Source organism: Alcaligenes phenolicus, from assembly GCF_032063905.1.
Taxonomy (GTDB): Bacteria; Pseudomonadota; Gammaproteobacteria; order Burkholderiales; family Burkholderiaceae_B; genus Alcaligenes; species Alcaligenes phenolicus.
The window spans coordinates 153,939-179,447 of sequence record NZ_DAMBOE010000006.1 but is presented as its reverse complement, the minus strand read 5'-3'; the positions used below and the strand labels follow the sequence as shown (position 1 = coordinate 179,447).

The following is a 25,509-nucleotide window of genomic DNA, read 5'->3' as shown; positions in this document are numbered from 1 at the left end:
CGGCGGCGTATCGGAAGCATCGCTCTACCCGACAGACGGGGGCTGCATCGTCCTGATCAGCACGGGCTCGCCCGACCAGAGGCAAGCGTGAAGTTCGCCCAGCCCCACCTGCATGAGCCCCCTTTAAAGCACGGTGGGATTGGGCACATCCCCATACACGGCTTTCGGATCAAAGGTCTTGGCAGACTCCACAAAAACCAGATCCTGACCCTTGCTATGCTCGACACCAACCGGCACCTGTCTATAGAAACAGGAGTAATAGCCTACGTGGCAACTGGCTCCGGAACCGGCTACCCGCACACGTAACCACACCGCATCCTGGTCGTCGTCGATACGCATTTCTTCTACCGTCTGCACCAGTCCACTGCTGGCACCTTTATGCCAGAGCGTTTGACGCGAGCGGCTCCAGTAATGTGCTTCACCGGTCTGTATGGTCTTTTCCAGGGCTTCCCGGTTCATGTAACCCAGCATCAAGACCTCGCCATTATTAGCGTCTGTCGTGATGCAGGCAATCAGGCCCTGCTCGTCAAACTTGGGGGCCAGTACGTGGCCCTCCTCCACCTGCTCTACCGAGATTCGGCGACTTACTTGTACTGCCATATTGTCAGCAGACCTTGTGCCTTGTCCTTCAGTCTTCATGTTTTCTCCTTGTCATCATGGGTTCCTGGCGATACTCACAATCCGGCTTCAGGCAGCGTCCGTACACCACATGACTATGTTCCATAACCTGAAAGCTCCGCTCTTGAGCAATCATTTGTTGTCGCTGCTCGATAGTCTCATCATGAAACTCCTGCACACGCCCGCAGTCCGTGCAAATCAGGTGATCATGGTGTTCGCCATCGTCCAGCTCATATAGCGCCCGGCCGGATTCGAAATAAACCTGCTTTAGCAAGCCTGCCTGTTGCAGCTGGGTCAGCACCCGGTAGACAGTCGCCAGGCCAATCTCACTGCCTTGTCGGATCAGTTGGCGATACACATCGTCTGCCGTCAAATGACGAATGCCGAGGGCCTGGAATATCTCAAGAATCTGGATACGAGCCGTCGTCACCTTCAGGCCTCGCTCTTTAAGCTCTTTTGAATCCGTCATGACGTACTCCCTGCTGAATGGACGACTAAGTAACTTCCAGAAAACGCAGCGGCCTGCCTTGCGCCTGCCCTTCCAAGGCTTCATCACGAACCACACAATGGCCGCGCACAATGGTGTGAATCGGCCAGCCCACAACTGGCATGCCGTCGTAGGGAGACCAGCCGCTGACGCTGGCAATCCAGTCATTGCGGACGCGGCGGCGTGCCTTCAAATCCACAATACTGAAATCCGCATCAAAACCCACGGCTATGCGTCCCTTGCCTTCCAATCCAAAAATCCGGGCAGGTCCGGAACTGGTCAAATCCACCAGACGTTGCAAACTCAAGCGGCCTGCGTGTACATGGTTCAACATCACGGGCAGCAAGGTTTGCACGCCAGTCATGCCACTGGGTGAGGCGGGATAGGCTTGCGACTTCTCCAGCAAGGTATGAGGTGCATGATCGCTGCCAATGACATCGACCACGCCCGAACGAATCGCCTGCCACAGCGCGTCTTGATGAACCTGCTCGCGCACCGGGGGATTCATTTGCGCCAAACTGCCCAGACGCTCATAGCAGTTGGGGGCTTGCAGGCTGAGATGATGCGGGGTCACTTCTACCGTTACGCGATCTTTGTGCGCGGCCAGAAACTGCATTTCCTCTGCGGTAGACACATGCAACACGTGCAATCGGCGCTTCACCTCTGCCGCCAGCCGAACAATGCGTCGGGTGGCCTTCAAGGCGCTTTCCACATCACGCCAAACCGGATGTTGGCGCACGTCTCCGCTATCCAGGGCGATATGTTTGCGTTCACGCAGCCTGGCCTCATCCTCGGCGTGTACTGCCAGCCGTCTGCGACCATGACGCAAGATGCGACGTAACACGTCGTCCTCATCCGCTAATAGGTCTCCAAAGGAGCTGCCCATAAAGACCTTGATGCCTGCGCAAGCTGGGAGCTGTTCCAGTTCCTGCAAGGACTCGGCATTCAAGGCAGAGCCACCGATATAAAAGGCGTGATCACACCAGCATCGGCCTTGAGCAGCATCCAGCTTGGCTTGCAAATCAGCAGCACCCAAGGTCAAGGGATGGGTGTTGGGCATTTCAAAAACCGCCGTCACGCCGCCCAGGACTGCACCCCGTGTACCCGCTTCCAGGTTCTCTTTGTGCTCCAGCCCCGGCTCTCGGAAATGCACCTGACTGTCAATCACCCCTGGCAAAACATGCAGGCCATTAAGGTCCAGCACACAGTCTGCACTCCAGCCGGGCAGCAAATCACCAAGAGCCGTAATCCGGCCTTGTGCACAGGCGATGTCGAGACGCTCGGCCCCATTTGGAGTCATTGCCGTAGCGCCACAGAGCAGCAAATCGGCATGGCGCAAATTATGCTGCCTGGCGATCTCTGCAGCCTGGGAGGTAGAGGCCTTCGGGATTACTGGCGTCATGGTTTTACCTTTGCGGCTTCTACATCCAGAGCGTCTTGTGCTGTCAAACGAATCCGCTCCATCATGTGAAACAAACCATTGGCGCGATTCGGTGACAAGTGCTGCTCCAGTTCAATTGCCCGTAAAAAGTCAGGGGGATGGGACAGGATTTCTTGCGGCAAACGGCCCGAGTACACCTGCATCAATAAAGCCAACAAGCCGGTGACGATGGCGGAATCACTACGGGCCTGAAAAAACAACTTGTGATCGCGCAATTCAGACACCATCCAGACCTGTGCCTGACAGCCATGCAAACGGTTCGTCTCGGTACGCCATTTCTCCGGGAAGTCCGGCAAGGAGCGCCCCAGATCAATCAGATATTCGTAGCGCGCCATCCAGTTACCCAGGCACTGGAAGCTGTCCACAATGAATTGCTGGGCTTGGGCTATGGGCTCTTGTGCGGCTTCCTTATCCACGGTCATCTCCTGAATGCTTGGATGTGTGGCTATCCTGATCACCAAGAGCCGGAACAGGGTCGTGCCCGCCCGGATGCCAGGGGTGGCAACGGACAATACGCCGTGCGGCCAGCCAAGTTCCTTTGAAGGGGCCATGCGTGCGCAAAGCCTGAATCGCATACTGAGAACAAGTCGGATAAAAACGGCAGCGTGGCCCCAGCAATGGGCTGATAAAAAGTTGGTAGCCGCGAACCAGCAGGACCAGGATAGAGACAAGAAAGGCTTTCATCGCCGCTCCGAAAGACGGGAGCGAAGCATCAGGTCAGACGGGCTGATCGTGATCTTGCTGGCCTGCTCCAGCAGCAAGAAAGTTTGATGTTGCCGCTGTTTGTAGCAAGGATCAATAAGGGCTAAAACACTCATAGCACCACGCCTTCCTTAAGCCCTGAAAATCTCTGCTGACAAAGGAGTCTTGAACGCCACCGCGTCATGGGGATGCAGGCTCTCCAGATGGCGGACCTGAATACCAGGGTTCTGATAGCCCGCCAAGGCCGCTTCTATACGACGCGCTGCGTCCTCCACAAACATCAGGTTCTGGCCATTCAAGGCCGCAAAGGCCTGTTCGTCAGCCCGTTTTACGGCGGTTTGCAAGGGTGTCGCCAATGACTCTTCAATACGATCGATCAGCGCCAAAAGCCCAAAGTCCTCACAGTTTTCCGATACTTGAATCTGAACCAGAGCCTGACTGCGTTGGCTATGGGGAGTGGCCAAACTGGCGCGCTTGTGCAACCAGGCCGCTACCTCATCTGCATGCAAGACAGGCTGCTTTCCAAAGGCCTGCATAAAGCCCTGTTCAATCAACTGCCGAGCCAGCGCAGCCGAACAAGGACAGGTCGACGAATAAGCTATCTGAACCTGCACCTTGCACACAAAGATATCGTCCGAAAGCCTGGCCTCCAGCACGACGGGATAGGATTTCCAGCCGGCCAGACTCTGCGTCACCAAGGCAGGCCGTCGCACCAGTAAATCAAAGCTGAAACCCAAGCGCGCACAGCGCGTACCGCAGTCCTCCTGGCTCTCCACCATGCTTTGTAAAAGACGCCGCAGCCTCAACGGTGACAAGGCTTGCTCTGGTGGCACGTCATTCAGCAAGCGGTACAGTCTGGACATGTGTATCCCTTTCACATGCGCCAGCGGCAAATCAACCTGGGCATCCACACGCGCATGAAGTTGACGCGTGTAGCCCGGTTCGACCACGGTAATGGGTAAATCGACCCCCTCCATACCTACCCAGGACAGCGGAGTCAGGCCATAGCTGGAATCGTTCAAAGCCGGGTCAGGAAGTACAACAGTCATACTCAACATCCAATCAAAAGGTCTTGCTCAAGCCAGCAGGAGCTTGGCAAGACCTCAATTCCATCAAGGCCAGTCTGAAAACGGATTCGTCCATGTTGTCCAGGTGCTGGGGCCGCTGGCCATTTCTTCATCGCTTAACAGGCAGGCATCGAAACGGGCGCGCAATGCGGCCTCATCCATATCCATGCCAATCAGAACCAGCTCCTGACGCGCGTCCCCAACCCGCTCATCCCATTTTTCCTTGATCAGGGCTACCGCTTCGGGGTCTTCCGGCCAACGCTCGGGCGGCATGGAAGCCCACCAGTAACCCGCCACGTGATAACGAGCCACCGCGCCAGCCTGTGACCAGGAACCCGCCAGAGTCGGGAAGTTCGCCAACCAGAAAAAACCTTTGGAGCGCACCACGCCCGGCCATTCGCTTTCAACCAATTCCAGAAAACGCTGTGGATGGAATGGACGGCGGGCGCGGTAAACAAAGTTGCCTATGCCGTATTCCTCCGTTTCCGGGGTGTGCGTGCCGCGCAATTCCTGCAACCAGCCGGGGGCTCTGGAGGCTTCTTCAAAATCAAACAAGCCGGTGTTGAGTACACGCTCCAAGGGCACCTTGCCAAACTCGGCCGTCTCAATACAAGCGCGAGGATTCAGACTGTTCAGAATCGCCATCAGGCGTTCACGCTCTGGTTCACTGATCAAATCAATCTTGTTCAGAACCAGCACATCACAGAACTCGATCTGCTCAATCAGCAAGTCCACAACGGTACGCGCGTCTTCTTCACCCAGGGATTCGCCACGGGACTGAATGCTGTCTTGCGAGCTGTAATCGCGCAGGAAGTTAAAGGCGTCCACCACCGTAACCATGGTGTCCAAACGCGCGACTTCACCCAGGCAACGGCCATCCTCGCCCTCAAAGGTGAAGGTTTCAGCCACGGGCAGTGGCTCTGAAATGCCGGTGGACTCAATGACCAGTTGATCAAAACGCCCTTCCTTGGCCAGACGGTCGACCTCCAGCAGCAAGTCCTCGCGCAAGGTGCAGCAAATACAGCCGTTGCTCATTTCCACCAGCTTTTCATCCGTGCGCGAGAGCTCGGCACCACCATCACGAACCAGAGCGGCATCAATATTGACCTCGCTCATATCATTCACGATGACGGCCACGCGGCGGCCTTCGCGATTGTTCAGGATATGGTTCAGCAAAGTCGTCTTGCCCGCCCCCAGAAAACCGGACAAAACTGTTACGGGAATGCGGGCTGCGGGATCGACCGGCGTGTTATCGAGGTTCATCGTCATTTCTCTTCATCCTTGGGCATCAATGGGCGGTTCCTTGCACAGGATTCTCGTCAATTTTGATATGTTATAACATAACAATAATTAACCAAGAAAAAACCCTCTTGCAAGGAGGGCTTGACGACCAGGACGGAGAAACGGGTTCTCACGGGACGATTTTGCAAGTGTATGACACGTACTCTAAGCCTGTTTGCACTACTTGCCACTAGTTGAACAAGGCAGCCATACCCGCGCATGATAATTAAGCACATCAAGATGTTCTAGTATCTGAACGCCGATTTCTAGATGATGGATAGGTGGAACCTTGTCGAAAGTACTTAACGTCCCTTTGATCGGCACGTAGATGTCTCGCCTGTCGGTGTTCTTCCTCTCCCCCACCACGCTATGCTTTATCAGCTTAAGTCTTAGTACACAAATAGCAACTTATTCAATATAAACAACGTGATACCGTTTAACATTCCCAGATCGGTGCTGCTGGGCCTATGGTAAAGGAAGACGTCTTGCATGCCCTATGAGGCTGGACCTGAGCAACTCATTCTAGAGCACTAATAATCAGCGAAAGCTGGGACTTGAAGTTCGCAGAGGGCACCACAGTGCACCAAACTTCATAAAAATAAAACAAGCCAGAAGTGCGTTGAAGCAAGAAGACACAATCAATCCGATAGGCTCGACTTCAAGCTCTACAAGCCTCATCAAAAATATCCCTTCCTGAACAGGTAAGTGTAACTAGCAAAGAGTCCACCCTCTCGTGAACACTCTTGAATCCCCGACTACAAATACCAACAAAGTAACTTACAAACTAGCCACATATCGCTTTTTTATGTCATCATTCGGCGACAAAAAGTTACACAATGACATTTTATAAGCAGCCTAACCAGGCAAAAAGAAAAATTTAGGAGCGCATGTGGCGAACAACATGACGTTGAGCAAACTCAACGATGCATTAGACTGGGCCTACGACAAAGCAATGAATGGCATCCCTGGAACTGGCACAGCCAAAGAGTTCGCGGATGAGTATCACAAGAACAATAACAATAAGTTGGATGCCGCCAACTCGATGATTCGTTGGCAAAATACCAAAGCAGCTACTTCAGGGTTCCTAACTGGATTGGGAGGTATTGTGACTCTGCCCGTAGCTATTCCCGCAAACGTTGCGAGCGTTATGTATGTGCAGTTGAGAATGATTACTGCTATTGCCTACCTTGGAGGGTATGACCCAAAAGACGATCGAGTCAAAGCTCTGGTCTATGCCTGCCTAGCTGGAAATGCAGCGAAAGACATTTTGAAAGATGTTGGTATTGTGATTGCAACTAAAGTTGCCACTAACTACGTTAGCAAAATCAGTGGTGCCACTTTAATTAAAATTAACCAAGCAGTAGGGTTTCGGTTGCTAACTAAATTCGGCACAACAGGAGCCATTAATATTGGAAAAGCTGTGCCTTTGTTCGGTGGAGTCGTTGGTGCAACCTTTGATTCCGTAACGACCAATACAATCGGCAATATCGCTAGAGACCTCTTCGTTAAGAACCCTGCCCCTCTATCTGCGGGTAATGAGGCGGGCCGTACCCCAACCATTGTCTAAATTCCATTTAGATTGATTACCTCCACCACTATGCAACAAACACGAAGAACAAAACTACATCATAACGCAAATCAGGCCATCTTAGTTCTAGAGTGCCCATGGATATTAGACGAGCAAGATAGCAATCGAAGTAGCGTACTGCCATTTGTAGAAGGGATCGCTAAGATGGCTGGAGGAACAGATGTTTTTCACGCTAATTTTTATGATAAAAATAGTTTCATAAAAGCTCTCTCCATATTATGCAGCGTACGGTTTGAAAATGCCATTATTTACATTGCTGCGCACGGCAATGAGAAGCACATTGGAAATGTAAAACTGAATGATATTTTTTCAAAAATTGGAGAATACTCAAAAAAATCCAACATTACAGGCCTAATGCTCGGATCCTGTTTTACTGGAGCAAACATGGCGTCTCCCCAGTCCACCTTGCAAGGCACGAATCTATATTGGTGCTGTGGCTATTCTTCCAGTAGTGAATGGCTATCCGGGGTTATGATTGATTGCTCCATAATTTCAGAAATGATTAACACTGAAAATATCTCCAAAAATAATCAAAATGATTTTATAGAATTATTCTCTAAAGCTCTTGCTCCATTCTCCCCTAAATATATTATTGGAGAAGACAGCAAAAAAAACCCTGTTACGCTTGATGAATCAATCAGAGTAGTAACTCAACCCAGCGGCCAGGGATTAAGGGCAAAAGAAATAACAAAAAACATATTTAAGAAAAATTAATAATTAAAATCATAAAAAAACCCAATACTGCTTGGCTCATGTACATGCTTATTAACGCCAATTCTTGATATGCGTACCCCCGATCTTTTCCCCCTAAGTTGTCTCTACTGAGACAAAGCCATCCGATAACCTCTCGGATGGCAGCCCTCCCTCCTCGAGCGGGCCACGTTGGCATACACCACTGCTCCCAGGAATAGGGATGAGTACGATAGAACTCCAGCAACCAACGGAGAGCCCCTAAAATCAAACAGACAGTATTAACACACGATCTAAAGGAACCTTACCTAACTCGGTCGTTTGAATAAAAAACGCAAAGATTCGAATAACTCAAAATGGCCTTAAAAAACTAGTGCACTGACTCATCTTCAAATGAACCTTGCCCAAAACCATCACATCGCAGAACTCAAACTATTCAATCTAACACCATCGCCCGTCGCATAATATTCTGTGCAGTCTCCGACGAGACAATCATTCCCAAGGTGCCGTAATGCGCTCCCCAAGCTCCAAGCACCCCGAAGCTGCGCGTACTTAGAAAGACATCCGTCACTTCTTGAGAGCTATAGCGCAGCAGCTCGGCCGCCTGCAAGACGCGGGCGACGGCTTCAGTCATGGGGCGGGCCAGGAACTCGTCCTCGATCGCCGCTCTTAACAGACGCTCGGTATGCTGCACCAACGCATCGAAGCGCTTGTCCTGCCCGGCCAAGGGTTTGAGTTCATTGAAAACCGCCTCTACCGTGCGCGGGTCCCTGATCATGGCGCGCCGCACATCCATGCACATCATATTGGCCGTCCCTTCCCAGACACTGTTCAAAGGGGACTCTCGATACACACGGGCCATGGGATTTTCTTCGATAAAACCATTACCGCCATGACACTGCAAAGCCTCGTTCGCAATAGAGGGCGCGCGCGAGCAATTGAAGTATTTAGCCGCAGGCGTGGCCACCCGAGCCAACAGCCTTTCATGTTCACTGCTTTGCATCAGATCAGTGGCCTTGGCGACTCGCAAGGACATCAAGGTTGCCGCTTCCACTTCTACTGCCATATCCGCCAGCACATTGCTCATCATGGGCCGATCGGCAATGGAGGTTCCAAAAGCCTTGCGTGATGTCGTGTGACGCACAGCCAAAGTCAGCGCCTGCCGCATCAAACCTGCGGAACCAATCGCAAAATCCAGACGCGTTAGATGCGAGTGCGACAGGATTTCCCGAATACCGCGCCCTTCTTCCCCCACCCGAATCGCCAGCGTGCCAGCATATTCCACTTCGCTGGACGCGTTGGAACGATTGCCCGCCTTGTCCTTCAGACGTTGCACAAAAAAGCGGTTATAGCTGCCGTCCGGCAAGGTACGGGGCAAGAAGAAACACGTAACACCGCCATTGACTTTAGCCAGCGTAAAAAAGCCATCAGACTGCGGCACTGAACAAAACCACTTATGTCCCGTCAGCTCATACCAATGCGCTGTAGCGCCGTGATAATCCGCGCTATGGGAGAAGCGCGCAGTAGTCTGCGTCTCGCGCAAATCTGAGCCGCCCTGCTTTTCTGTCATCGCATAGCCAATGACCACCGAGGGTTTGTCCCCCACTTCGCGACGACTGTATTCATAGCGCGTCCCCTTGAGCTTATCCGCCCAGATCGCCAAAGCAGGTTCAGCCTCGAAACCGGCATACGCCGCATACGCCATGCCGGTCGGACAGCCCGTACCATGCTCCACCTGATTCCACAGATAGGACAAGACCGCACGAGCGAAGTGGCCATTTTTCTCTTGCGTACGCCAGCTTAAATTCGGCACCTCGTGCTGCCAGGCCAGGGTCATCAACTCATGCCAGCTGGGGTGAAATTCCAGCCAATCAATCCGGTTGCCGAAACGATCATGCGTTTTAAGTTCAGGGATATGACGGTTCGCCAAACGGGCCAATTCCTGAACATTTTCATCACCAGCCACCGCCCCCAAGGCCTGACAACGCGATGCAGCCCAAGGGGCTTCACGGCTGATGGCGTCACGTAAAACCTGATCGCCCGTAAAAGCATTGAAACCACTGGCGGGCAAAGCCTGGTTCAAAACCTGATGCGTGCTGTAACGGTCTTGGGGCGCATTCAAAATGCTGGGGGAAAGCGGCTGGTTCATATTTGTCTCCGAACTGTTTTTCTAAGACGTGGCAGAAGGGACTGCCACGCTGGCGCACGCCATCTGGGCAATCTGGTCAGCCAGCGCGGCCACTTGGCGCTGGTAACTGTCCGTGCCATCGTGCTGCTGACGGCTTAAAGGAGAAAGCGGGCCAATCAGCCCTTCCATGAAACCGCCCACAATGACGGTAGCCGCAATATCGGGCTGCACATCCTGGCGCATTTCCTGAGCGTCCTGACCTGTGGAAACAAGGGAGTGGATGACCTGGCTGATCGCGGCGCGATACACCAGACGAGCCGCGTCGATTTCCTTGTCGCAAGGCTCGGCAATCAAGGCATAGGCCAATCGAGGATTACGCATGGCACGCTTCACGAACGTGGAGACAGCGGCATGCAGGCGCAGCATGGAAGAACCATCCGCCTGCGCAATGTCCGTGAGCACATCCACCTCACGCTGTGACACCAACGACAGGACTTCTGCAAACAGCTCGGCCTTGGAGGGGAAGTAACGATAGACCGTCCCGGTGGCAATACCGGCTGCGGCCGCCACACTGGCTACCTGCGCTTCCTGCCAGCCACCTTCACTGACCAAAACGCGAGCAGCTTCCAGAATACGGCTGCGATTGTCTTGCAGACGGGCTTCAACGGCGGGGGTTTGACGATAGGCCATAAAGAAGTGAACTCTGATTCATTACATGAGTGAATCCTAGTTCATTTCTTTGTGATGGACAAGAATTTCTTTACCCAGAGCTGTCAGAAGACTCACCTACTGGGCTTGCAGGCTGCTTGGGAGTAACTGTTATTTGAAGCGACCAAATAAGCAACCCCAATAAAACTGCCCCCAGCAACAGCGATGGCAAAGCCATCAATACTGTTTGCTGGGGGCAGTCTGAACTCGCTAGCGTGCAGGCATCAAGCCTATCAGGCCGACAGTTCCTTACGAACGATTTCAGCACCGGCGCTCAGGGCATGCAGCTTGCCACGGGCCACGGCGCGTGGCAAAGGTGCCATCCCGCAGTTGGTGGAGGGGTACAGCTTGTCAGCGTCCACAAACTTCAGCGCCTTGCGCAGTGTGTTGGCCACTTCGTCAGCGGTTTCAATCACGTTGGTGGCCACGTCAATGGCGCCAACCATCACTTTCTTGCCACGGATCAGTTCGATCAAATCCATGGGAACGTGGGAGTTCTGGCATTCCAGGGAGATGATGTCGATCTTGGATTGCTGCAGCTTCGGGAAGGACTCTTCATACTGACGCCATTCCGAACCCAGGGTCTTTTTCCAATCCGTGTTGGCCTTGATGCCGTAACCGTAGCAAATGTGCACGGCGGTTTCGCACTTCAGACCTTCAATAGCACGTTCCAGCGTAGCAATACCCCAGTCATTCACTTCGTCAAAAAACACGTTGAAAGCAGGTTCGTCAAACTGAATGATATCCACGCCTGCGGCTTCCAGCTCTTTGGCTTCCTGGTTCAGGATCTTGGCAAATTCCCAAGCCAGTTTTTCACGGCTCTTGTAGTGGTTGTCGTACAGCGTATCGATCATGGTCATGGGGCCGGGCAGCGCCCATTTGATCGGCTGCGAGGTTTGCTGACGCAAAAATTTCGCATCATCCACAAACACGGATTTAGGACGAGTCACGGCACCCACAACGCTTGGAACGCTGGCGTCGTAACGGTCACGGATACGCACGGTCTCGCGCTTTTCAAAGTCCACGCCTTCCAGATGTTCGATGAAGGTAGTGACAAAGTGCTGGCGGGTTTGCTCTCCGTCGCTAATCAGATCAATACCGGCGTGCAATTGTTCTTGCAAGGACAAGCGCAGTGCATCTTTCTTGCCTTCGACCAGGTCCTCACCTTCCAGTCTCCAGGGCGACCAAAGTTTCTCGGGTTCAGCAAGCCAGGAGGGTTTAGGCAAACTGCCAGCGGTGGAGGTGGGTAGCAATTTTTTCATAATAAATAACCTTGTTGTTTTTGATGAATCAAAGCGCGTAACTGGCTGCCCATTGATCAAGAATAACTTTGTATGGCTTGATAAAACTTTCTTCGGTAAACCGGCCCTGCTCAACCGCCAGACGGCTACGTTCTTCACGATCGTAGACAATTTGCGTAACCGAATGATCCGCATTTTTCAGGCTGGGCTGATAGCGCATTCCTGCTGCTGAATTGGCATTGTAAATCTCGGGGCGGTAGATTTTCTGGAATGTCTCCATCGTGCTGATGGTACTGATCAATTCCAGATTCGTGTAGTCACTGAGCAAATCACCACGGAAGTAAAAGGCCAAAGGCGCCACGCTATTTGGGGGCATGAAATAACGAACCTGCAGACCCATTTTCGCGAAGTACTCATCGGTCGGCGAAAACTCGTTTTGCTGGTATTCAACACCCAATACCGGATGCTGATTACCCGTGCGGTGGTAGACCTTGCTGCTGGATACGCTCAGGCAAATCACGGGGGATTTGTTGAAGTTTTCCTGATACAGCGTGGAGTTCACGAAAGCCTTGAACAACTTGCCATGCAAATCACCAAAGCCCTCTGGGGCGCTGAAACCATTTTTGTTCTTGTTGTGCTCCAGCAGAACCACGCTGAAATCGTAATCACGCACATATGAAGAGAAGTTGTTGCCCACGATCCCTTCAATACGCTTGTTTTCCTTGTGGTCGACGATATTGGTTTTCAGGATTTCGATGGTAGGGAATGTAGAGCCATTGCCTTCAACATCAATATCAACAGACACAATATCCAGTTCAACCGAGTAACGATCCCCATTCGGGTTGTCCCAATGGGCCAGATTGTTGAAGCGATTGTCGATCATCTTCAGGGTATTGCGCAGGTTCTGCTGACGGCTTTCACCACGGGCCAGGTTGGCAAAGTTGGTGGTGATGCGTGTGTTGTCGGATGGACGGTAGTTTTCATCAAAACGGATGCTTTTGATGCTGAACGCGAATTCTTTGTTCATTTTTATGTATGCCCTAATTTCTGATTTCAATCTCGAATTTATTTTCAGCCAAGTCACTGATCTGGAAAAATAAATTCATCTTATTTATGTACATGTCGCGCTGTTTGTCGGATCTGCTTTGCGGGCTGTACTGCTTGCTCTCTTCTTCCTGGTGAAGCCAGAAAACAGTGTTGAATCGCCCTCAAAAAAAGTCCCGGCATTTGGCCGGGACCTTCCGCCAAACTCACTCCTGATCGGATCAGGTACTTGCCCGCAAGGCTTTCGCTGCGGCCACCATATTGGTCAAAGCTGGAATCACCTCAGCCCATTGACGTGTCTTCAGACCGCAGTCGGGGTTCACCCACAGACGTTCTGCTGGCACGCGCTCGGCGGCTTTTTTCATCAAATTCACAATGTGCTGCTCGGTCGGAATATTGGGCGAGTGAATGTCGTACACGCCAGGGCCGATCTCGTTGGGGTACTGGAAGTTTTCGAAGGCTTCCAGCAACTCCATGTCCGAACGGCTGGTTTCAATGGTGATCACGTCCGCATCCATATCAGCGATGGAGGAAATGATGTCGTTGAATTCCGAGTAGCACATGTGTGTGTGGATTTGCGTCTCGTCACCCACGCCGTTGGCGGTGATGCGGAAGCTTTCCACGGCCCAGTCCAGGTAGCTCTGCCATTGCGATTTACGCAGTGGCAAACCTTCACGCAAGGCGGCTTCGTCGATCTGAATCACATGCACACCGGCCTTTTCCAGATCCAGCACTTCTTCGCGAATGGCCAGCGCCAGTTGCAGGCAAGAAGCCGAACGAGGCTGATCATCACGCACAAAGGACCAGTTCAAAATCGTCACAGGGCCGGTCAACATGCCCTTCATGGGCTTTTGGGTCAGCGACTGGGCGTAGGTGATCCATTCCACCGTCATGGCTTGAGGACGACTGATGTCACCAAACAGGATGGGTGGTTTCACGCAGCGCGAACCGTAGGACTGCACCCAACCGAACTGGCTGAATGCGTAGCCGTCCAACTGCTCACCAAAGTATTCAACCATGTCGTTGCGCTCGGCTTCGCCGTGCACCAACACGTCCAGACCCAGTTTTTCCTGCTCACGCACGCTGCGCTCAATCTCGGCACGCATTGCGGCCTGATAGCTGTTTTCGTCCAGACGACCGGCCTTGAACTCGCTACGAGCACGGCGGATTTCTACCGTTTGCGGGAAAGAACCAATCGTCGTGGTGGGGAATGCGGGCAACTTCAGGAATTCAGCTTGCTTGGACGCACGCTGTGCGTAGACGCTCTTGCGCTTGCCCAGCTCGGCCGAAATACGAGCCACCGCTGCTTTCACCGCAGGATTGTTCACCCGGGGTGAGTTGCGGCGGGCAGTCAAAGCGGCCAGGTTCTCGGCCAGCTCTGCCTTGACGGCCTCACGACCTTGGCTCAAGGCTTTACCCAATACCCGTAGTTCGCCCAGCTTTTGCAAAGCAAAGGCCAACCAGGACTTCACATCAGCATCCAGCTTTTGTTCGCTATCCAGATCAACCGGCACGTGCAGCAGCGAGCAGGAAGGAGCAATCCACAAACGATCACCCAGTTGCTTGGCGATGGGCTCAACCCAGTCCAACACGGCGGTCAAATCTGTTTTCCAGATATTGCGACCATTGATCACGCCCAGGGACAAGACCTTGTCGTCACCCAAAAGCTTGAGCAGTGCATCCACGCCATCACGATCATTGATGGCATCCACATGCAAACCGGCGACAGGCAAGCTGGCGGCCAAAGCAGCATTTTCCAGCAACTGACCAAAGTAAGTGGCTACCAGCAACTTCACGCCAGCAGCTTTCAGTTGCTGATAAGCGGTCTTGAACGCCTGCTGCCAATCGGCATCCAGCTCCGTAACCAGAATAGGCTCGTCAATCTGCACCCACTCCACGCCTGCTTTGGCCAGCGTATCCAGCAATTGGACATACACAGGCAGCAAGCGATCCAGCAGGGCCAGCTTGTTGGATTCGTCCTTGGCCTTGCCCAGTGCCAGATAAGTCACGGGACCAATAATCACAGGCTTGGCTTTCACGCCTTGAGCCTTGGCTTCAGCCAGTTGCTCCAACAAACGCGAGGCATCAAGCTTGAACTGGGTGTCAGCCGTAAATTCGGGGACGATGTAGTGATAGTTGGTGTCGAACCATTTGGTCATTTCACCGGCAGCCACACCGCCGCAGCAGGCGCTGTGATCTTCCAGACCTTTGGCCGAACGACCGCGGGCTACGCGGAAGTAGTTATCCAGCTCATCACCATGAAAGTCCTGCACACGTTCAGGCAAGTTGCCCAGCAAGAAGCTGGCATCCAGCACCTGATCGTAAAAAGAAAAATCACCCACGGGCACCAGATCCAGACCGGCCTGGTTCTCCCAGTGCCGCTGGCGCAGTTGAGCGCCCAGCATCTTGAGTTCGTCACGCGAAGACTCGCCCTTCCAATAGGACTCCAAGGCGAACTTCAGTTCCCGTTTGGCGCCAATGCGCGGAAAGCCAAGATTATGAATCGTCGTCATGTGCTGCTCTCAATAGGCCAGTGGATTAAAGAATGACTTGCATTGTAGGAAGCCGTATCAATGAAGTAAAATGGTCTTATCTCACCAACCCATGAATATCACTCACGTATCATGTTAGAGCGCATCCACCTGGCCGTTGTGCAGCAAGTTGACAAGCAAGGGTCCCTGACCGCCGCCGCTGCCGTGCTGCACGTTACCCAATCTGCCCTTAGCCACACCATGCGGAAACTGGAACAGCAACTGGGCACAGAAATCTGGCGTCGCGAAGGCCGCAGCCTGCAACTGACTCAAGCCGGGCAGTATCTGCTGGCCGTCGCCAACCGCGTCCTGCCGCAGCTGGATCTGGCCGAAGAGCGCCTGGGCCAGTTCGCCCAAGGCGAGCGAGGCTCGCTGCGTATCGGCATGGAATGCCACCCCTGCTATCAATGGCTGCTGAAGATCGTCTCGCCGTACCTTAGCGCTTGGCCGGATGTGGACGTGGACGTGAAGCAGAAATTCCAGTTCGGCGGGATTGGCGCGCTGTTTGGCTATGAAATTGATCTGCTGGTTACCCCAGACCCGCTTTACAAGCCAGGCCTGAAGTTCGAGCCCGTGTTCGATTACGAGCAGGTGCTGGTGGTCAATAAAGCTCACGCGCTGGCCAAGGTGGACTATGCCAAGCCCAAGGACCTGGACCGGGAAGTGCTGATCTCCTATCCGGTGGACATAGACAGGCTGGATATCTACAACCAGTTTCTGCTGCCCGCAGGCATCGCCCCCCGACGCCACAAGGCAATTGAGACGACGGACATCATGATGCAGATGGTGGCCAGTGGACGTGGGGTCGCCGCCCTCCCCCGATGGCTGGTGGAGGAGTATGCGGAGAAGCTGGATGTCGTGCCGGTAAGGTTGGGCAAACATGGCATCGCCAAGCAGATCTTCCTGGGGATGAGGGAGACGGAAACGGTGATTGATTATCTGCAGGCGTTTATGGAGCTGGCTCGGGGGTCCGGGCCGAGTGGTATTGGTATGCAAGTCAGCCCTAAAGCCTCAGCTCAAGACGGTACAAGCTAAAGGGCTAGAAAGAGCTTGCGTACCAACTCTGGCGATTGGGCCGTCCCATCAGCAGCAAGCGGAAGGAAGTACTCCGTCTGCCACCGTTGCGTCCGTATGGCTTCTTTAGCTGTCGGGACAACCCATGGTGGGTAGACACGAATGGCTCTTTTCCCGCCCTTCCCTTCACAAGACATGACGCCTTTCTCAAGCAAGAGCTGCTTGCTGAAAATAAACTGCCCCCCGTGATCTGCATCAGCAACACTGATCACGACAAAATCCACCTTGTCTGCAATATCAAGGGGCATGATTTCACTGTCCGGCGTCGGCCGCTTCCAGAGCGTCACAAACTGCCCAAGCTTGGTCGGCGTTGTTTTCGCGACCCGAAAGACGATGGTATGGCTATCAAGGCCGAAACGAAAAGCTCCGTACTCTGGGCTTTCGGCTTCGGGTTGTGGAAAATGCGTTAGCTGCATGCCTGCCGGAGCATAGATGTCTCGGATTGCTGCACTTAGCTGATCTAGAAAGAAGTTCAAGGAGATTTTTCTTTAAGTAATAAGGGTTCCAGTGCGCCCTAGCGACATTGCACAGGAAGTGCGCATAAGCCGCAACGCAGAACGCTTAAAAGCAAGCGCTCGGCAATGGCAGGTTGATCTCGCCATTGCCAGACAGGCTCAGGCCTCGCTGGCTACCGGCACCGGCTGCTTGCGAGAGTTCGCTGAGGCATTTTCCAACTGCATGCACCGCTCCAGGAACAGGAACATGTAGTCATAGCTTTTGCACACGGCCTGGCGCAACTCCACCTGCAACGCCTTGCTCGGGTTGTTCCCGGCCAGCGTGCAGACGATTTCCAGAGCTTCCCACGGGTGCGCATCATCGTACTGGGCGTGCATCTTCAGCCATTTCATTGCGCGCTTACGCTCTTCTTCCGGGAACGCCGCAGCATACACGCCGGTCGAACACACCACCGCAGACCACTCGCCCGTGGCCCCTTCAATGGCGTAATTAGTGGCGGCAATGGCCACGATCAGCGAATCGACTGAGCTGGTGTGCCAGCACCAGTGGCTCAGCGCGTGCAGCTCAGGCGGCACGTTCTGAGCCTGCAGCTCCTCCAAGCTGACACCGTGGGCGCGAGCCCAATCCACCCAATAATCGGCATGGTTAAGTTCCACGCGAATATTGCGCATCAGCCAGCGGCGCGCCATGTCCTCTCCTGGATGGCGGGCAAACTTGGTCTTGGTCAGGTTCTGTGCCATGTACAAGGCAAACTGTTCGACCACCGGCCAACCACCGATTACGTAATGACGCATCGTGGCCGCACTGAGCTTATTGTCGCGCATGCGCTGGTACAGCTCATGCTCTACAACGCGACGTTTGCTCTCGCTACAGTCCTGAATAAGCTGCTGCGCCCAGGCGGGGTAACTGGAGGCTTCCATAAGCGGGCCGGTTCTGTTGAATGTATCGATCACTATCTAGCTCCTTTTGATGTGATTGTGTACAGACCAGAAAGAGTTTCACCGGAATGTACCGGGCGCCTCGGATGAAAAAGATCGCGGCCGCACAGGTCGACGCAACAGGCTGTCATGGGTAAACAACTGCGGTTGTTCGATCAGGTCGCCCTGTGCGCAGTCTATCTCAATCTCCGGCAAGGTCTGCTTGGTTAGGTGACTACAAAACCAGAGGCTATTAACTCGCGAGTGAACTGCTATCTCCGGAGCACCTCGCTCCACAATGTTGTTAGTCAGCGCTCGCCAGTACGCGTGCGTAATGTCAGCCAGTTTCTGGTTGCCAAATTTCGGCCTTAACTCTCGTCCTAAATTAAGCGTCGCCTCTCGCGGATGGAATCAACCATTTGGTACCCATGTAGCTATTTTTCAGCCCAAACCCCGATCGTCTCTGCATCCCTCGCGGCCCTTTTCTTTGGCCTTCTCTTTGGCTGGTGACTTCCCAACGGCGATCATCTTTTTTGCCCCACCGAGCCGTTACCGGGCTTCCGCCTGGGCAATGCGAAAACTTGCCAGATAGTGTTAGGCTGAAAACGAAAAAAGCCCGCAATTACGCGGGCTTAGCGGCATTTAATGCCTTCATGTGCCTGGCAGAGCCAGACTCGGGATCACTCCCACTCAATCGTCGCTGGCGGCTTGCTGCTGACGTCGTACGTCACACGGTTAATGCCACGCACTTCGTTAATGATGCGACCAGAGGTGCGCTTCAACAAGGAGTATGGCAATTCAGCCCAGTCAGCCGTCATGAAGTCGGTGGTCTGCACGGCACGCATGGCAACCACGTACTCATAGGTACGAGCATCGCCCATCACGCCTACGCTTTTCACAGGGAGGAAAACGGTGAAGGCCTGGGAAGTCAGGTCGTACCAGTTCTTGCCGGTTTCTTCGTCAACCGTATTGCGCAGCTCTTCGATGAAGATGGCATCAGCTTGACGCAGCAAGTCTGCGTATTCACGCTTGATTTCACCCAGGATACGAACACCCAAGCCTGGGCCTGGGAAGGGGTGGCGGTAGACCATTGCTGGTGGCAAGCCCAGGGCTACGCCCAGTTTGCGCACTTCGTCCTTGAACAGTTCCCGCAGGGGTTCCAGCAGTTTCAGGTTCAGCGTGTCTGGCAGGCCACCCACGTTGTGGTGGGATTTGATGCCAGTGGCTTTACCGGATTTGGCAGCGGCGGATTCGATTACGTCCGGGTAGATTGTGCCTTGGGCCAACCAACGGGCGTTGCTGAGTTTGGCGGCTTCTTCCTGGAAGATTTCCACGAATTCACGGCCAATGATCTTGCGCTTGGCTTCTGGATCGGTAACACCGGCCAGTTTGCCCAGGAAGCGGTCAGAGGCGTCGATATGGATGATCTTCAAACCCATATTGTCGGCGAAGGTGCTCATGACTTGCTGGGCTTCGTTCAGACGCAGCAAGCCGTGGTCCACGAATACGCAGGTCAGCTTCTCGCCGATAGCTTGGTGGATCAGAGCGGCAGCAACCGAGGAATCCACACCACCGGACAGGGCCAGAATGACTTCTTCGTCGCCGACTTGTTCGCGGATATTGGCGATAGCCTCTTGCACGTAGTCCGGCATGTTCCAATCGCCCACGCAGCCGCAGATGTCGCGCACAAAGCGTTCGAACAAGGCGCCGCCTTGAACGGTGTGGGTGACTTCAGGGTGGAACTGGACAGCGTAGAAGCCGCGGTCTTCGTCGGCCATACCGGCGATGGGGCATGTTGGGGTGGAAGCCATCAGCTTGAAGCCGGGAGGCAAGGCGGTAACTTTATCGCCGTGGCTCATCCAGACTTTGAGCATGCCGTGGCCTTCTGCCGTGGCGAAATCCTGAATACCGTCCAGCAGCTTGGTGTGGCCGTGGGCGCGGACTTCGGCGTAACCGAATTCACGCTTGTCCGAACCTTCGGTAACGCCGCCCAGTTGGCGGGCCATGGCTTGCATGCCGTAGCAAATGCCCAGAACGGGTACGCCGGCTTCAAACGCAGCGGCGGGAACTTGCAGAGCGTCTTCGGCGTAGACCGAGGCGTGGCTGCCCGACAGAATGATCCCTTTCAGGCCTTCTTGGGAACGGATGAATTCATCGCTAACATCACCGGGGTGAATCTCACAGTACGCACCGGCTTCGCGTACGCGACGCGCAATAAGCTGGGTGACCTGGGAGCCGTAATCAAGAATCAGAATTCGCTGGTGCATGAAAGTATCGAGCCAATAATAAAGCGGTAAAGGATCTATTTTACGCTGTGTAGCGCCGCTTAGGGAGTCGCAGAAATACTCCAGGCCGAAATTGTCCTGCATCACTGGCATTCATGCGGCAAGGCAGCTACAGTACATGCAGTCATTTTGGGAGTTTCAGCATGTCTTCGAGTCGTACCCCTTGTCCGAGCGAACTTAATGAACACCAGGAATCCCGACCTGCACAGACCACACAACAACAAGGCGGCGGCAGCTATATCCCTGCTCCCGGCCCCTCCGGTGCCCGCCCGCACAGCTTTGCCTATGAATGCCAGGAAGATACGGACGAAGTCTCCGACAGCCTGACCTTTGTGCTGGTTCACGGTGCCTGGCACGGTGGCTGGTGCTGGTCCCGCCTGGCGGCCCGGCTGCAGGCCAAAGGGCATAAAGTCTATACCCCCACGCTAACCGGCTTGGGCGAACGCAGCCACTTGCTCAGCCCGGACATCACCCTGAATACCTTTGTGGACGATGTCGCTAATTTGATACGTTGGGAGGAACTCTCCAACGTGGTTCTGGTGGGCCACAGCTTTGGTGGACTGGTTATTAGCGGCGTAGCCGACGTCATGCCGCGCTGCATTCAGCAACTGATTTACCTGGACGCCTTTATCCTGCCAAGCGGCACCAGCACTTTCGACACGCTACCGGAAAAGATTGTCGACAGCATGGTAGCCTCTGCCGGGAAAAACGCCGTTCCCGCCGTCCCCCCTCCTCCTCTAAGCGCCTTGGGCCTGCATGCCACGGAAGATCTGCACTTTGTCGGGAACCGCCTGACGCCACAGCCGCTCAGCGTCTACCGCTCTTCCCTTCGTTTACAGAACCCCGTCATTGGCAATGGCCGTCCCTGCTCCTATATTTCTTGCACACAGCCCACGTTCAGAGGGGTCGATACCTCGCGCGAATGGGCCCGTCAGCAAAAAGATTGGGAATTCCGTGAACTGGAAAGCGGGCACTGCGCTTTGATGACACACCCCGACATGCTGGCCCGACTGCTGCTGGAGCTGGCGGACTAATCCGCTTCGTCCACGCTGTCTTTAGAGCGATAAAACTCTCTGGGAGTAACCCCGAAATGCCGCCGGAACACGGCGGCATATGCGCTTTGGCTGGCATAACCGTGCTGCAAAGCCACTTGCACAATAGGCTCACCGGCTGCCAAACCTTCCAGAGACCCCAGCAAGCGAGCGAATTGACGCCATTGCCCAAAGCTGATGCCGGTATGGCGACGAAACAGGCGGTGGAAAGTTTTGACGCTCATGGCCAGTTGCTTGGCCCAGGCCTCTGCATCCCTATCATCATCGGGGCGGGCCTCCAGATGCCGACACACCAGTAGCAAGCGCGGCTCTTCGGGCCAGGGCAGATGAAACGGCAATACAGGCAGCTCGCGCAATTCATCCAGCAATAAGCGCATCACGCGGCCATCACGACTGTCTTGCGCGTACACCAAAGGAATTCGACTGGCCTCCAGAATCAGCTCTCGTAGCAAAGGGCTGACATCCAGCACACAGTTACGCGCTGGCAAGCCCGGAGCGGCATCCTCATCCACAAAGATCGTGCGCATTTTGACCTGTCCGCGCATGCGAACCGTATGAGGTCGCCCCGGTTGCAGCCAAACGCCACGACTGGGAGGCACCACCCAGCGTCCTTCCTGGGCGTCGATCACCATCACCCCTTGCACGGCGTACAAAAACTGCGCCCGTACATGCTGGTGCTCTTGAATAAGATGGCCGTCCGGATAGTCTGCCGCCAAACCACTAATGGGCATCTTGGCCAGCTCGACAGGGATATGAATAAGAGGATCAAGCACAAGCTGTCCCATTTACGCTAATTCAAGTCAGTTTAGCGAAAGACAGGCAAGCCGGTCTACAGCGAGCATACGTCTTCTTTATTGATGGATGCTTCCAATGCGCAACTATGCCTATCCGCTGGTGACCATGCTGCTGTGGTCCGGCAATGTAATTGTTTCCAAAATGGCGCACGGCCTGATCGCCGCACCTGCCATGAGTTTTTATCGAGTCGTGCTGGCGCTGGCCATCATGAGCCTGTTTGCCGCTCGCCCTGTCTGGCGACACTGGCACTCGATCCGCCCCCAACTGCCCAAACTGCTGTTTCTGGGATTTCTGAGCATGGCGTTTTATCAATGCCTGTCTTACTGGGCAGCAGCCAGTACCAGCGCCACCAATATGGCCGTGATTACCGCATTGACACCCCTGCTGACCCTGTTGACCACACGTTTGCTGCTGCCAGGCTCTGGCCCTCGCGGCATGCTGCCCGGTGCCCTGCTGGCCTTGTTTGGAACAGTCTGGTTGATTAGCAGCGGCCATCCCATGCAACTGCTAAGCCAAGGAGTCCGCTCTGGCGACTTGCTGATGCTGACAGCGACATTAAGCTACGCCTTTTACAGCGTCTTTTTGAAGAAATGGCATATCACTGTGCCAGCCTGGCAATCGACCTATCTTCAAGCTTGGGGAGCCTTGATCACCCTGCTGCCCGTCTTCTTCTGGCTGCCAGCAGAACAAACGCAATTGAATGAGCAAACAGTCCCCCTGATCCTGTACGCAGGCATCCTGGCCTCCGTCCTGCTGCCCTACTGCTGGATCCAAGGCATCACACGCTTGGGCCCGGCCCGATGCAGCCTGTTCCTGAATATCCTGCCCTTCATGACCGCCATGCTGGCCATCCCATTGCTGGGTGAACAGTTGGGCGCACACCATGTGAGCGGCGGACTGCTAACCCTGGCGGGGGTGATTCTGGCTCAATGGCCGCCTCAACAATGGCTGTTCAAAACCAAAACAGCCCCTGCTAAATAAGAAATATGGGAGTCTTATATCCAACTCCTGCTATGAACTGATTTGCCAGCTATCGACCACTAATTTGTGAGCTAACGAGTGACGAACTAATGAACTGAATAGCTGAATAGCTGAATAGCTGAATAGCTGAATAGCACTCTTAGGGTAAGCGCACCCCGCAGTATCCAAAGCAAAGCGCCCCGTCATAAACGGGGCGCTTTTTATTATTTAGAGTTCTCTGCATTCCCATCCCTCCCACACCATAAAGGGTCGCTCCCTGAATGGAACAAGGGCTACACAACACCAGCCAAGATAGGAATAACAAAGGCTGAGATAGCAGTAGTTACTGCTGTTGCTGTTGCTGTTGCTGTGGTCTTGACGGTGACGGTAGCGATTGTGTAGAGCTCCGACCAAACTGCCAACAAACAAAAATTTTTAATACCTATTTTTAGCCATAAGGAAGACTGCTTTCCCTAGCCTCCTTCCTCTCATCAATAGACCTCTCTACTCCCTCTTCCTTATTACAAACCTTCCTCCCATCAAGCTACGATTTCCCACCCACGCTCTTTCCAAAAACCAACACACCAACAAAAACCCTAAGCGCAAAAAAACAAGCGGGGCTATATATTTCTCGATCTGAGCCTCTTGCGGCCTGGGTGGGGACGCGGGGCGAGTCAGACTGCTTGCCGCGGGCGGTGTCGGGATACGGGATGCAAGCACTCTGCTGTTTGAACCCGACGCTTGTGATTGGTCCGGGGGACCAATCACCGGGTGAGTTCAGAGTGCGCCCGTATCTCGACACCGCCAAGGGCACCGGTGCGCAGCACCGGCAAGCGGTCCGCCCCGCGTCCCCACCCAGGCCGCAAGAGGCGTCTATCCTGAGTCCACCCCCTACCCCACAACACAAAGGCGATACAAAAAAAAAAACCGCCAACCCAAAGGCTGGCGGCTTCTGGCATGCAAGAGACTAGCCAAGATCAGTCAGCGCGGTAGTTCGGCGCTTCCTTGGTGATCTGTACGTCATGCACGTGGGACTCACGTACACCCGCAGCCGTAATCTCCACGAACTCGGCCTTGGCGTGCAATTCCTCGATGGATTTGCAACCGCAGTAGCCCATGGAAGCACGGATGCCACCAACCAGTTGGTAAATAATGGCAATAACACTGCCCTTGTAAGGCACGCGGCCTTCAATACCTTCTGGAACCAGCTTGTCAGCGTTGTTCGAAGGATCCTGGAAGTAGCGATCAGCCGAACCATCGACCATGGCGCCCAAGCTACCCATACCGCGGTAGGACTTGTAAGAACGGCCCTGGAACAGCACCACTTCACCAGGAGATTCTTCAGTACCAGCAAACATACCGCCCATCATGCAAGCGGAAGCGCCAGCGGCTAAAGCCTTGGACACATCGCCGGAGAAGCGGATACCGCCGTCAGCAATCAAAGGTACGCCCGTACCTTCCAATGCCTTGGCAACATCAGCAATAGCCGTAATTTGAGGAACACCCACACCGGCCACGATACGAGTCGTACAAATAGAACCAGGGCCAATACCGACCTTGACACAATCTGCACCGGCCTCGACCAGAGCGCGAGCGGCATCAGCGGTAGCAATGTTGCCGCCAATAACCTGAATGCGAGGGAAATTCTTCTTGACCCAGCGAACGCGCTCGATAACGCCACGGGAGTGACCGTGGGCAGTGTCCACCACCACCACGTCCACACCGGCTGCAGCCAGTTTCTCGACACGTTCTTCAGTACCGTCACCCACACCGACTGCGGCGCCGACGCGCAGCTGACCGTGGCTGTCTTTGCTAGCCAGAGGGTGCTCGGTGTTTTTGACAATATCCTTAACCGTTGCCAGACCGCGCAGCTGGAACTGATCGTTAACGATCAGCACACGTTCCAGGCGATGACGGTGCATCAGGGCCTGAGCTTCGTCCAGCGTGGCGCCTTCGTGCATGGTGATCAAACGCTCTTGAGGCGTCATGACATCACGCAAAGGCAGATCCAGGCGGTCTTCAAAGCGCAGATCGCGGTTGGTAACAATACCCACCAGCTTGCCGGCCTCAACCACAGGCAAACCGGAAATACCGTGCTGACGCTGCAGGTTGATGGCATCGCGCACCTTCATGGTGGGCGTCACAGTAACCGGGTCAATCACGATGCCGAACTCGTGACGCTTCACACGTGCAACTTCACGTGCTTGAGCATCCGCCGTCAGGTTCTTGTGGATGATCCCGATACCGCCTTCCTGTGCCATGGCAATAGCCAGGCGCGCTTCGGTTACCGTGTCCATGGCAGCCGAAACCAGCGGGATATTCAGGGTGATGTCCCGCGTAAAGCGGGTGAGCAAGGATGTATCGCGAGGCAGAACCTCGGAGTAAGCGGGAACCAACAACACATCGTCGAAGGTCAGTGCTTTCTTGATGAGACGCATGCTTTT

The 25,509-nt window shown here is 54.2% G+C and carries 22 protein-coding genes; 5 read left to right on the top strand and 17 right to left on the bottom strand.

Annotated features, from left to right (window positions below; translation table 11 throughout):
• Positions 1-123 precede the first annotated feature (123 nt).
• The 7 genes from hisI to zigA all read right to left on the bottom strand — a co-directional run bounded on the left by hisI (position 124) and on the right by zigA (position 5,578).
• The gene (hisI, locus tag U2949_RS13600) at positions 124-639 is read right to left on the bottom strand and encodes a phosphoribosyl-AMP cyclohydrolase (RefSeq protein ID WP_321288285.1); all 516 of its coding nucleotides are present in this window, start codon (positions 637-639) and stop codon (positions 124-126) included.
• On the bottom strand, positions 629-1,087 hold the full coding sequence (gene fur, locus U2949_RS13595; RefSeq protein WP_026482784.1) for a ferric iron uptake transcriptional regulator: 459 nt from the start codon (positions 1,085-1,087) through the stop codon (positions 629-631). Before fur ends, hisI begins: the two co-directional genes overlap by 11 nt.
• A gap of 25 nt (positions 1,088-1,112) precedes the next feature.
• Positions 1,113-2,507, bottom strand: coding sequence for a dihydroorotase (locus U2949_RS13590; RefSeq protein WP_321288283.1), 1,395 nt, complete (start codon positions 2,505-2,507; stop codon positions 1,113-1,115).
• Positions 2,504-2,962 (bottom strand): SufE family protein, encoded by a 459-nt coding sequence (locus tag U2949_RS13585; RefSeq protein WP_257723128.1) that lies wholly within the window; start codon positions 2,960-2,962, stop codon positions 2,504-2,506. Before U2949_RS13585 ends, U2949_RS13590 begins: the two co-directional genes overlap by 4 nt.
• A complete protein-coding gene (yidD, locus tag U2949_RS13580; RefSeq protein WP_257723129.1) occupies positions 2,955-3,230 on the bottom strand; it encodes a membrane protein insertion efficiency factor YidD in 276 nt (91 codons plus the stop codon). Before yidD ends, U2949_RS13585 begins: the two co-directional genes overlap by 8 nt.
• A 149-nt stretch (positions 3,231-3,379) precedes the next feature.
• Positions 3,380-4,297: a GTP cyclohydrolase FolE2 gene (gene folE2 / locus U2949_RS13575; protein ID WP_321288281.1), complete on the bottom strand. Its 918-nt coding sequence runs from the start codon at positions 4,295-4,297 to the stop codon at positions 3,380-3,382.
• Positions 4,298-4,360: 63 nt separating this feature from the next.
• Positions 4,361-5,578, bottom strand: a complete 1,218-nt coding sequence (zigA, locus tag U2949_RS13570) for a zinc metallochaperone GTPase ZigA (RefSeq protein ID WP_321288279.1) — start codon at positions 5,576-5,578, stop codon at positions 4,361-4,363.
• Between the two features lie 919 nt (positions 5,579-6,497).
• On the opposite strand from zigA, the gene U2949_RS13565 reads away from it, so the two are divergent.
• Positions 6,498-7,163, top strand: a complete 666-nt coding sequence (locus U2949_RS13565) for an EcsC family protein (RefSeq protein ID WP_257723132.1) — start codon at positions 6,498-6,500, stop codon at positions 7,161-7,163.
• A 12-nt stretch (positions 7,164-7,175) separates the two neighbouring features.
• The gene (locus U2949_RS13560; RefSeq protein WP_257723133.1) at positions 7,176-7,898 is read left to right on the top strand and encodes a hypothetical protein; all 723 of its coding nucleotides are present in this window, start codon (positions 7,176-7,178) and stop codon (positions 7,896-7,898) included.
• A 412-nt stretch (positions 7,899-8,310) separates the two neighbouring features.
• Here the strand turns inward: U2949_RS13560 and U2949_RS13555 are convergent, their stop codons facing one another.
• The 5 genes from U2949_RS13555 to metE all read right to left on the bottom strand — a co-directional run bounded on the left by U2949_RS13555 (position 8,311) and on the right by metE (position 15,508).
• On the bottom strand, positions 8,311-10,023 hold the full coding sequence (locus tag U2949_RS13555; RefSeq protein WP_321288275.1) for an acyl-CoA dehydrogenase family protein: 1,713 nt from the start codon (positions 10,021-10,023) through the stop codon (positions 8,311-8,313).
• 21 nt (positions 10,024-10,044) lie between these two features.
• Entirely contained in the window at positions 10,045-10,692 is a 648-nt protein-coding gene (locus U2949_RS13550; RefSeq protein WP_045931542.1) for a TetR/AcrR family transcriptional regulator, read from the bottom strand.
• A gap of 251 nt (positions 10,693-10,943) precedes the next feature.
• Positions 10,944-11,972 (bottom strand): methionine synthase, encoded by a 1,029-nt coding sequence (locus U2949_RS13545; RefSeq protein ID WP_026482793.1) that lies wholly within the window; start codon positions 11,970-11,972, stop codon positions 10,944-10,946.
• A 28-nt stretch (positions 11,973-12,000) separates the two neighbouring features.
• A complete protein-coding gene (locus tag U2949_RS13540) occupies positions 12,001-12,978 on the bottom strand; it encodes a DUF1852 domain-containing protein (RefSeq protein ID WP_026482794.1) in 978 nt (325 codons plus the stop codon).
• Between the two features lie 238 nt (positions 12,979-13,216).
• The gene (gene metE / locus U2949_RS13535; RefSeq protein ID WP_321288271.1) at positions 13,217-15,508 is read right to left on the bottom strand and encodes a 5-methyltetrahydropteroyltriglutamate--homocysteine S-methyltransferase; all 2,292 of its coding nucleotides are present in this window, start codon (positions 15,506-15,508) and stop codon (positions 13,217-13,219) included.
• Between the two features lie 111 nt (positions 15,509-15,619).
• Here metE and U2949_RS13530 point away from each other — a divergent pair, with 111 nt between their 5' ends.
• Positions 15,620-16,561, top strand: coding sequence for a LysR family transcriptional regulator (locus U2949_RS13530; protein ID WP_026482796.1), 942 nt, complete (start codon positions 15,620-15,622; stop codon positions 16,559-16,561).
• On the opposite strand, the gene U2949_RS13525 is transcribed toward U2949_RS13530, so the two are convergent.
• The 3 genes from U2949_RS13525 to guaA all read right to left on the bottom strand — a co-directional run bounded on the left by U2949_RS13525 (position 16,558) and on the right by guaA (position 20,240).
• A complete protein-coding gene (locus tag U2949_RS13525) occupies positions 16,558-17,076 on the bottom strand; it encodes a MepB family protein (RefSeq protein ID WP_035274339.1) in 519 nt (172 codons plus the stop codon). The two genes, U2949_RS13530 and U2949_RS13525, sit on opposite strands and share 4 nt — an antisense overlap.
• Before the next feature lie 138 nt (positions 17,077-17,214).
• Positions 17,215-18,009: a TenA family transcriptional regulator gene (locus U2949_RS13520; RefSeq protein WP_026482798.1), complete on the bottom strand. Its 795-nt coding sequence runs from the start codon at positions 18,007-18,009 to the stop codon at positions 17,215-17,217.
• Positions 18,010-18,653: 644 nt separating this feature from the next.
• The gene (gene guaA / locus U2949_RS13510) at positions 18,654-20,240 is read right to left on the bottom strand and encodes a glutamine-hydrolyzing GMP synthase (RefSeq protein ID WP_321288268.1); all 1,587 of its coding nucleotides are present in this window, start codon (positions 20,238-20,240) and stop codon (positions 18,654-18,656) included.
• 161 nt (positions 20,241-20,401) lie between these two features.
• Between guaA and U2949_RS13505 the strand changes: the two genes are divergently transcribed.
• Positions 20,402-21,292, top strand: coding sequence for an alpha/beta fold hydrolase (locus U2949_RS13505; protein ID WP_321288266.1), 891 nt, complete (start codon positions 20,402-20,404; stop codon positions 21,290-21,292).
• Here U2949_RS13505 and U2949_RS13500 read toward each other — a convergent pair.
• Positions 21,289-22,095 (bottom strand): AraC family transcriptional regulator, encoded by an 807-nt coding sequence (locus U2949_RS13500; RefSeq protein WP_321288263.1) that lies wholly within the window; start codon positions 22,093-22,095, stop codon positions 21,289-21,291. The genes U2949_RS13505 and U2949_RS13500 overlap by 4 nt on opposite strands.
• Positions 22,096-22,180: 85 nt before the next feature.
• Between U2949_RS13500 and U2949_RS13495 the strand changes: the two genes are divergently transcribed.
• Complete coding sequence (locus U2949_RS13495) at positions 22,181-23,086, top strand: DMT family transporter (protein WP_321288261.1); 906 nt, start codon at positions 22,181-22,183, stop codon at positions 23,084-23,086.
• 956 nt (positions 23,087-24,042) lie between these two features.
• Here U2949_RS13495 and guaB read toward each other — a convergent pair.
• On the bottom strand, positions 24,043-25,503 hold the full coding sequence (gene guaB, locus U2949_RS13490; protein ID WP_009457979.1) for an IMP dehydrogenase: 1,461 nt from the start codon (positions 25,501-25,503) through the stop codon (positions 24,043-24,045).
• Between the last annotated feature and the right edge of the window lie 6 nt (positions 25,504-25,509).

Bases quoted from the DNA above. Each gene is read 5' to 3' on its own strand.
- hisI (WP_321288285.1), bottom strand. From the start codon at position 639: ATGAAGACTGAAGGACAAGGCACAAGGTCTGCTGACAATATGGCAGTA.
- fur (WP_026482784.1), bottom strand. From the start codon at position 1,087: ATGACGGATTCAAAAGAGCTTAAAGAGCGAGGCCTGAAGGTGACGACG.
- U2949_RS13590 (WP_321288283.1), bottom strand. From the start codon at position 2,507: ATGACGCCAGTAATCCCGAAGGCCTCTACCTCCCAGGCTGCAGAGATC.
- yidD (WP_257723129.1), bottom strand. From the start codon at position 3,230: ATGAAAGCCTTTCTTGTCTCTATCCTGGTCCTGCTGGTTCGCGGCTAC.
- folE2 (WP_321288281.1), bottom strand. From the start codon at position 4,297: ATGACTGTTGTACTTCCTGACCCGGCTTTGAACGATTCCAGCTATGGC.
- zigA (WP_321288279.1), bottom strand. From the start codon at position 5,578: ATGAACCTCGATAACACGCCGGTCGATCCCGCAGCCCGCATTCCCGTA.
- U2949_RS13565 (WP_257723132.1), top strand. From the start codon at position 6,498: ATGACGTTGAGCAAACTCAACGATGCATTAGACTGGGCCTACGACAAA.
- U2949_RS13555 (WP_321288275.1), bottom strand. From the start codon at position 10,023: ATGAACCAGCCGCTTTCCCCCAGCATTTTGAATGCGCCCCAAGACCGT.
- U2949_RS13550 (WP_045931542.1), bottom strand. From the start codon at position 10,692: ATGGCCTATCGTCAAACCCCCGCCGTTGAAGCCCGTCTGCAAGACAAT.
- U2949_RS13545 (WP_026482793.1), bottom strand. From the start codon at position 11,972: ATGAAAAAATTGCTACCCACCTCCACCGCTGGCAGTTTGCCTAAACCC.
- U2949_RS13540 (WP_026482794.1), bottom strand. From the start codon at position 12,978: ATGAACAAAGAATTCGCGTTCAGCATCAAAAGCATCCGTTTTGATGAA.
- metE (WP_321288271.1), bottom strand. From the start codon at position 15,508: ATGACGACGATTCATAATCTTGGCTTTCCGCGCATTGGCGCCAAACGG.
- U2949_RS13530 (WP_026482796.1), top strand. From the start codon at position 15,620: ATGTTAGAGCGCATCCACCTGGCCGTTGTGCAGCAAGTTGACAAGCAA.
- guaA (WP_321288268.1), bottom strand. From the start codon at position 20,240: ATGCACCAGCGAATTCTGATTCTTGATTACGGCTCCCAGGTCACCCAG.
- U2949_RS13505 (WP_321288266.1), top strand. From the start codon at position 20,402: ATGTCTTCGAGTCGTACCCCTTGTCCGAGCGAACTTAATGAACACCAG.
- U2949_RS13500 (WP_321288263.1), bottom strand. From the start codon at position 22,095: ATGGGACAGCTTGTGCTTGATCCTCTTATTCATATCCCTGTCGAGCTG.
- U2949_RS13495 (WP_321288261.1), top strand. From the start codon at position 22,181: ATGCGCAACTATGCCTATCCGCTGGTGACCATGCTGCTGTGGTCCGGC.
- guaB (WP_009457979.1), bottom strand. From the start codon at position 25,503: ATGCGTCTCATCAAGAAAGCACTGACCTTCGACGATGTGTTGTTGGTT.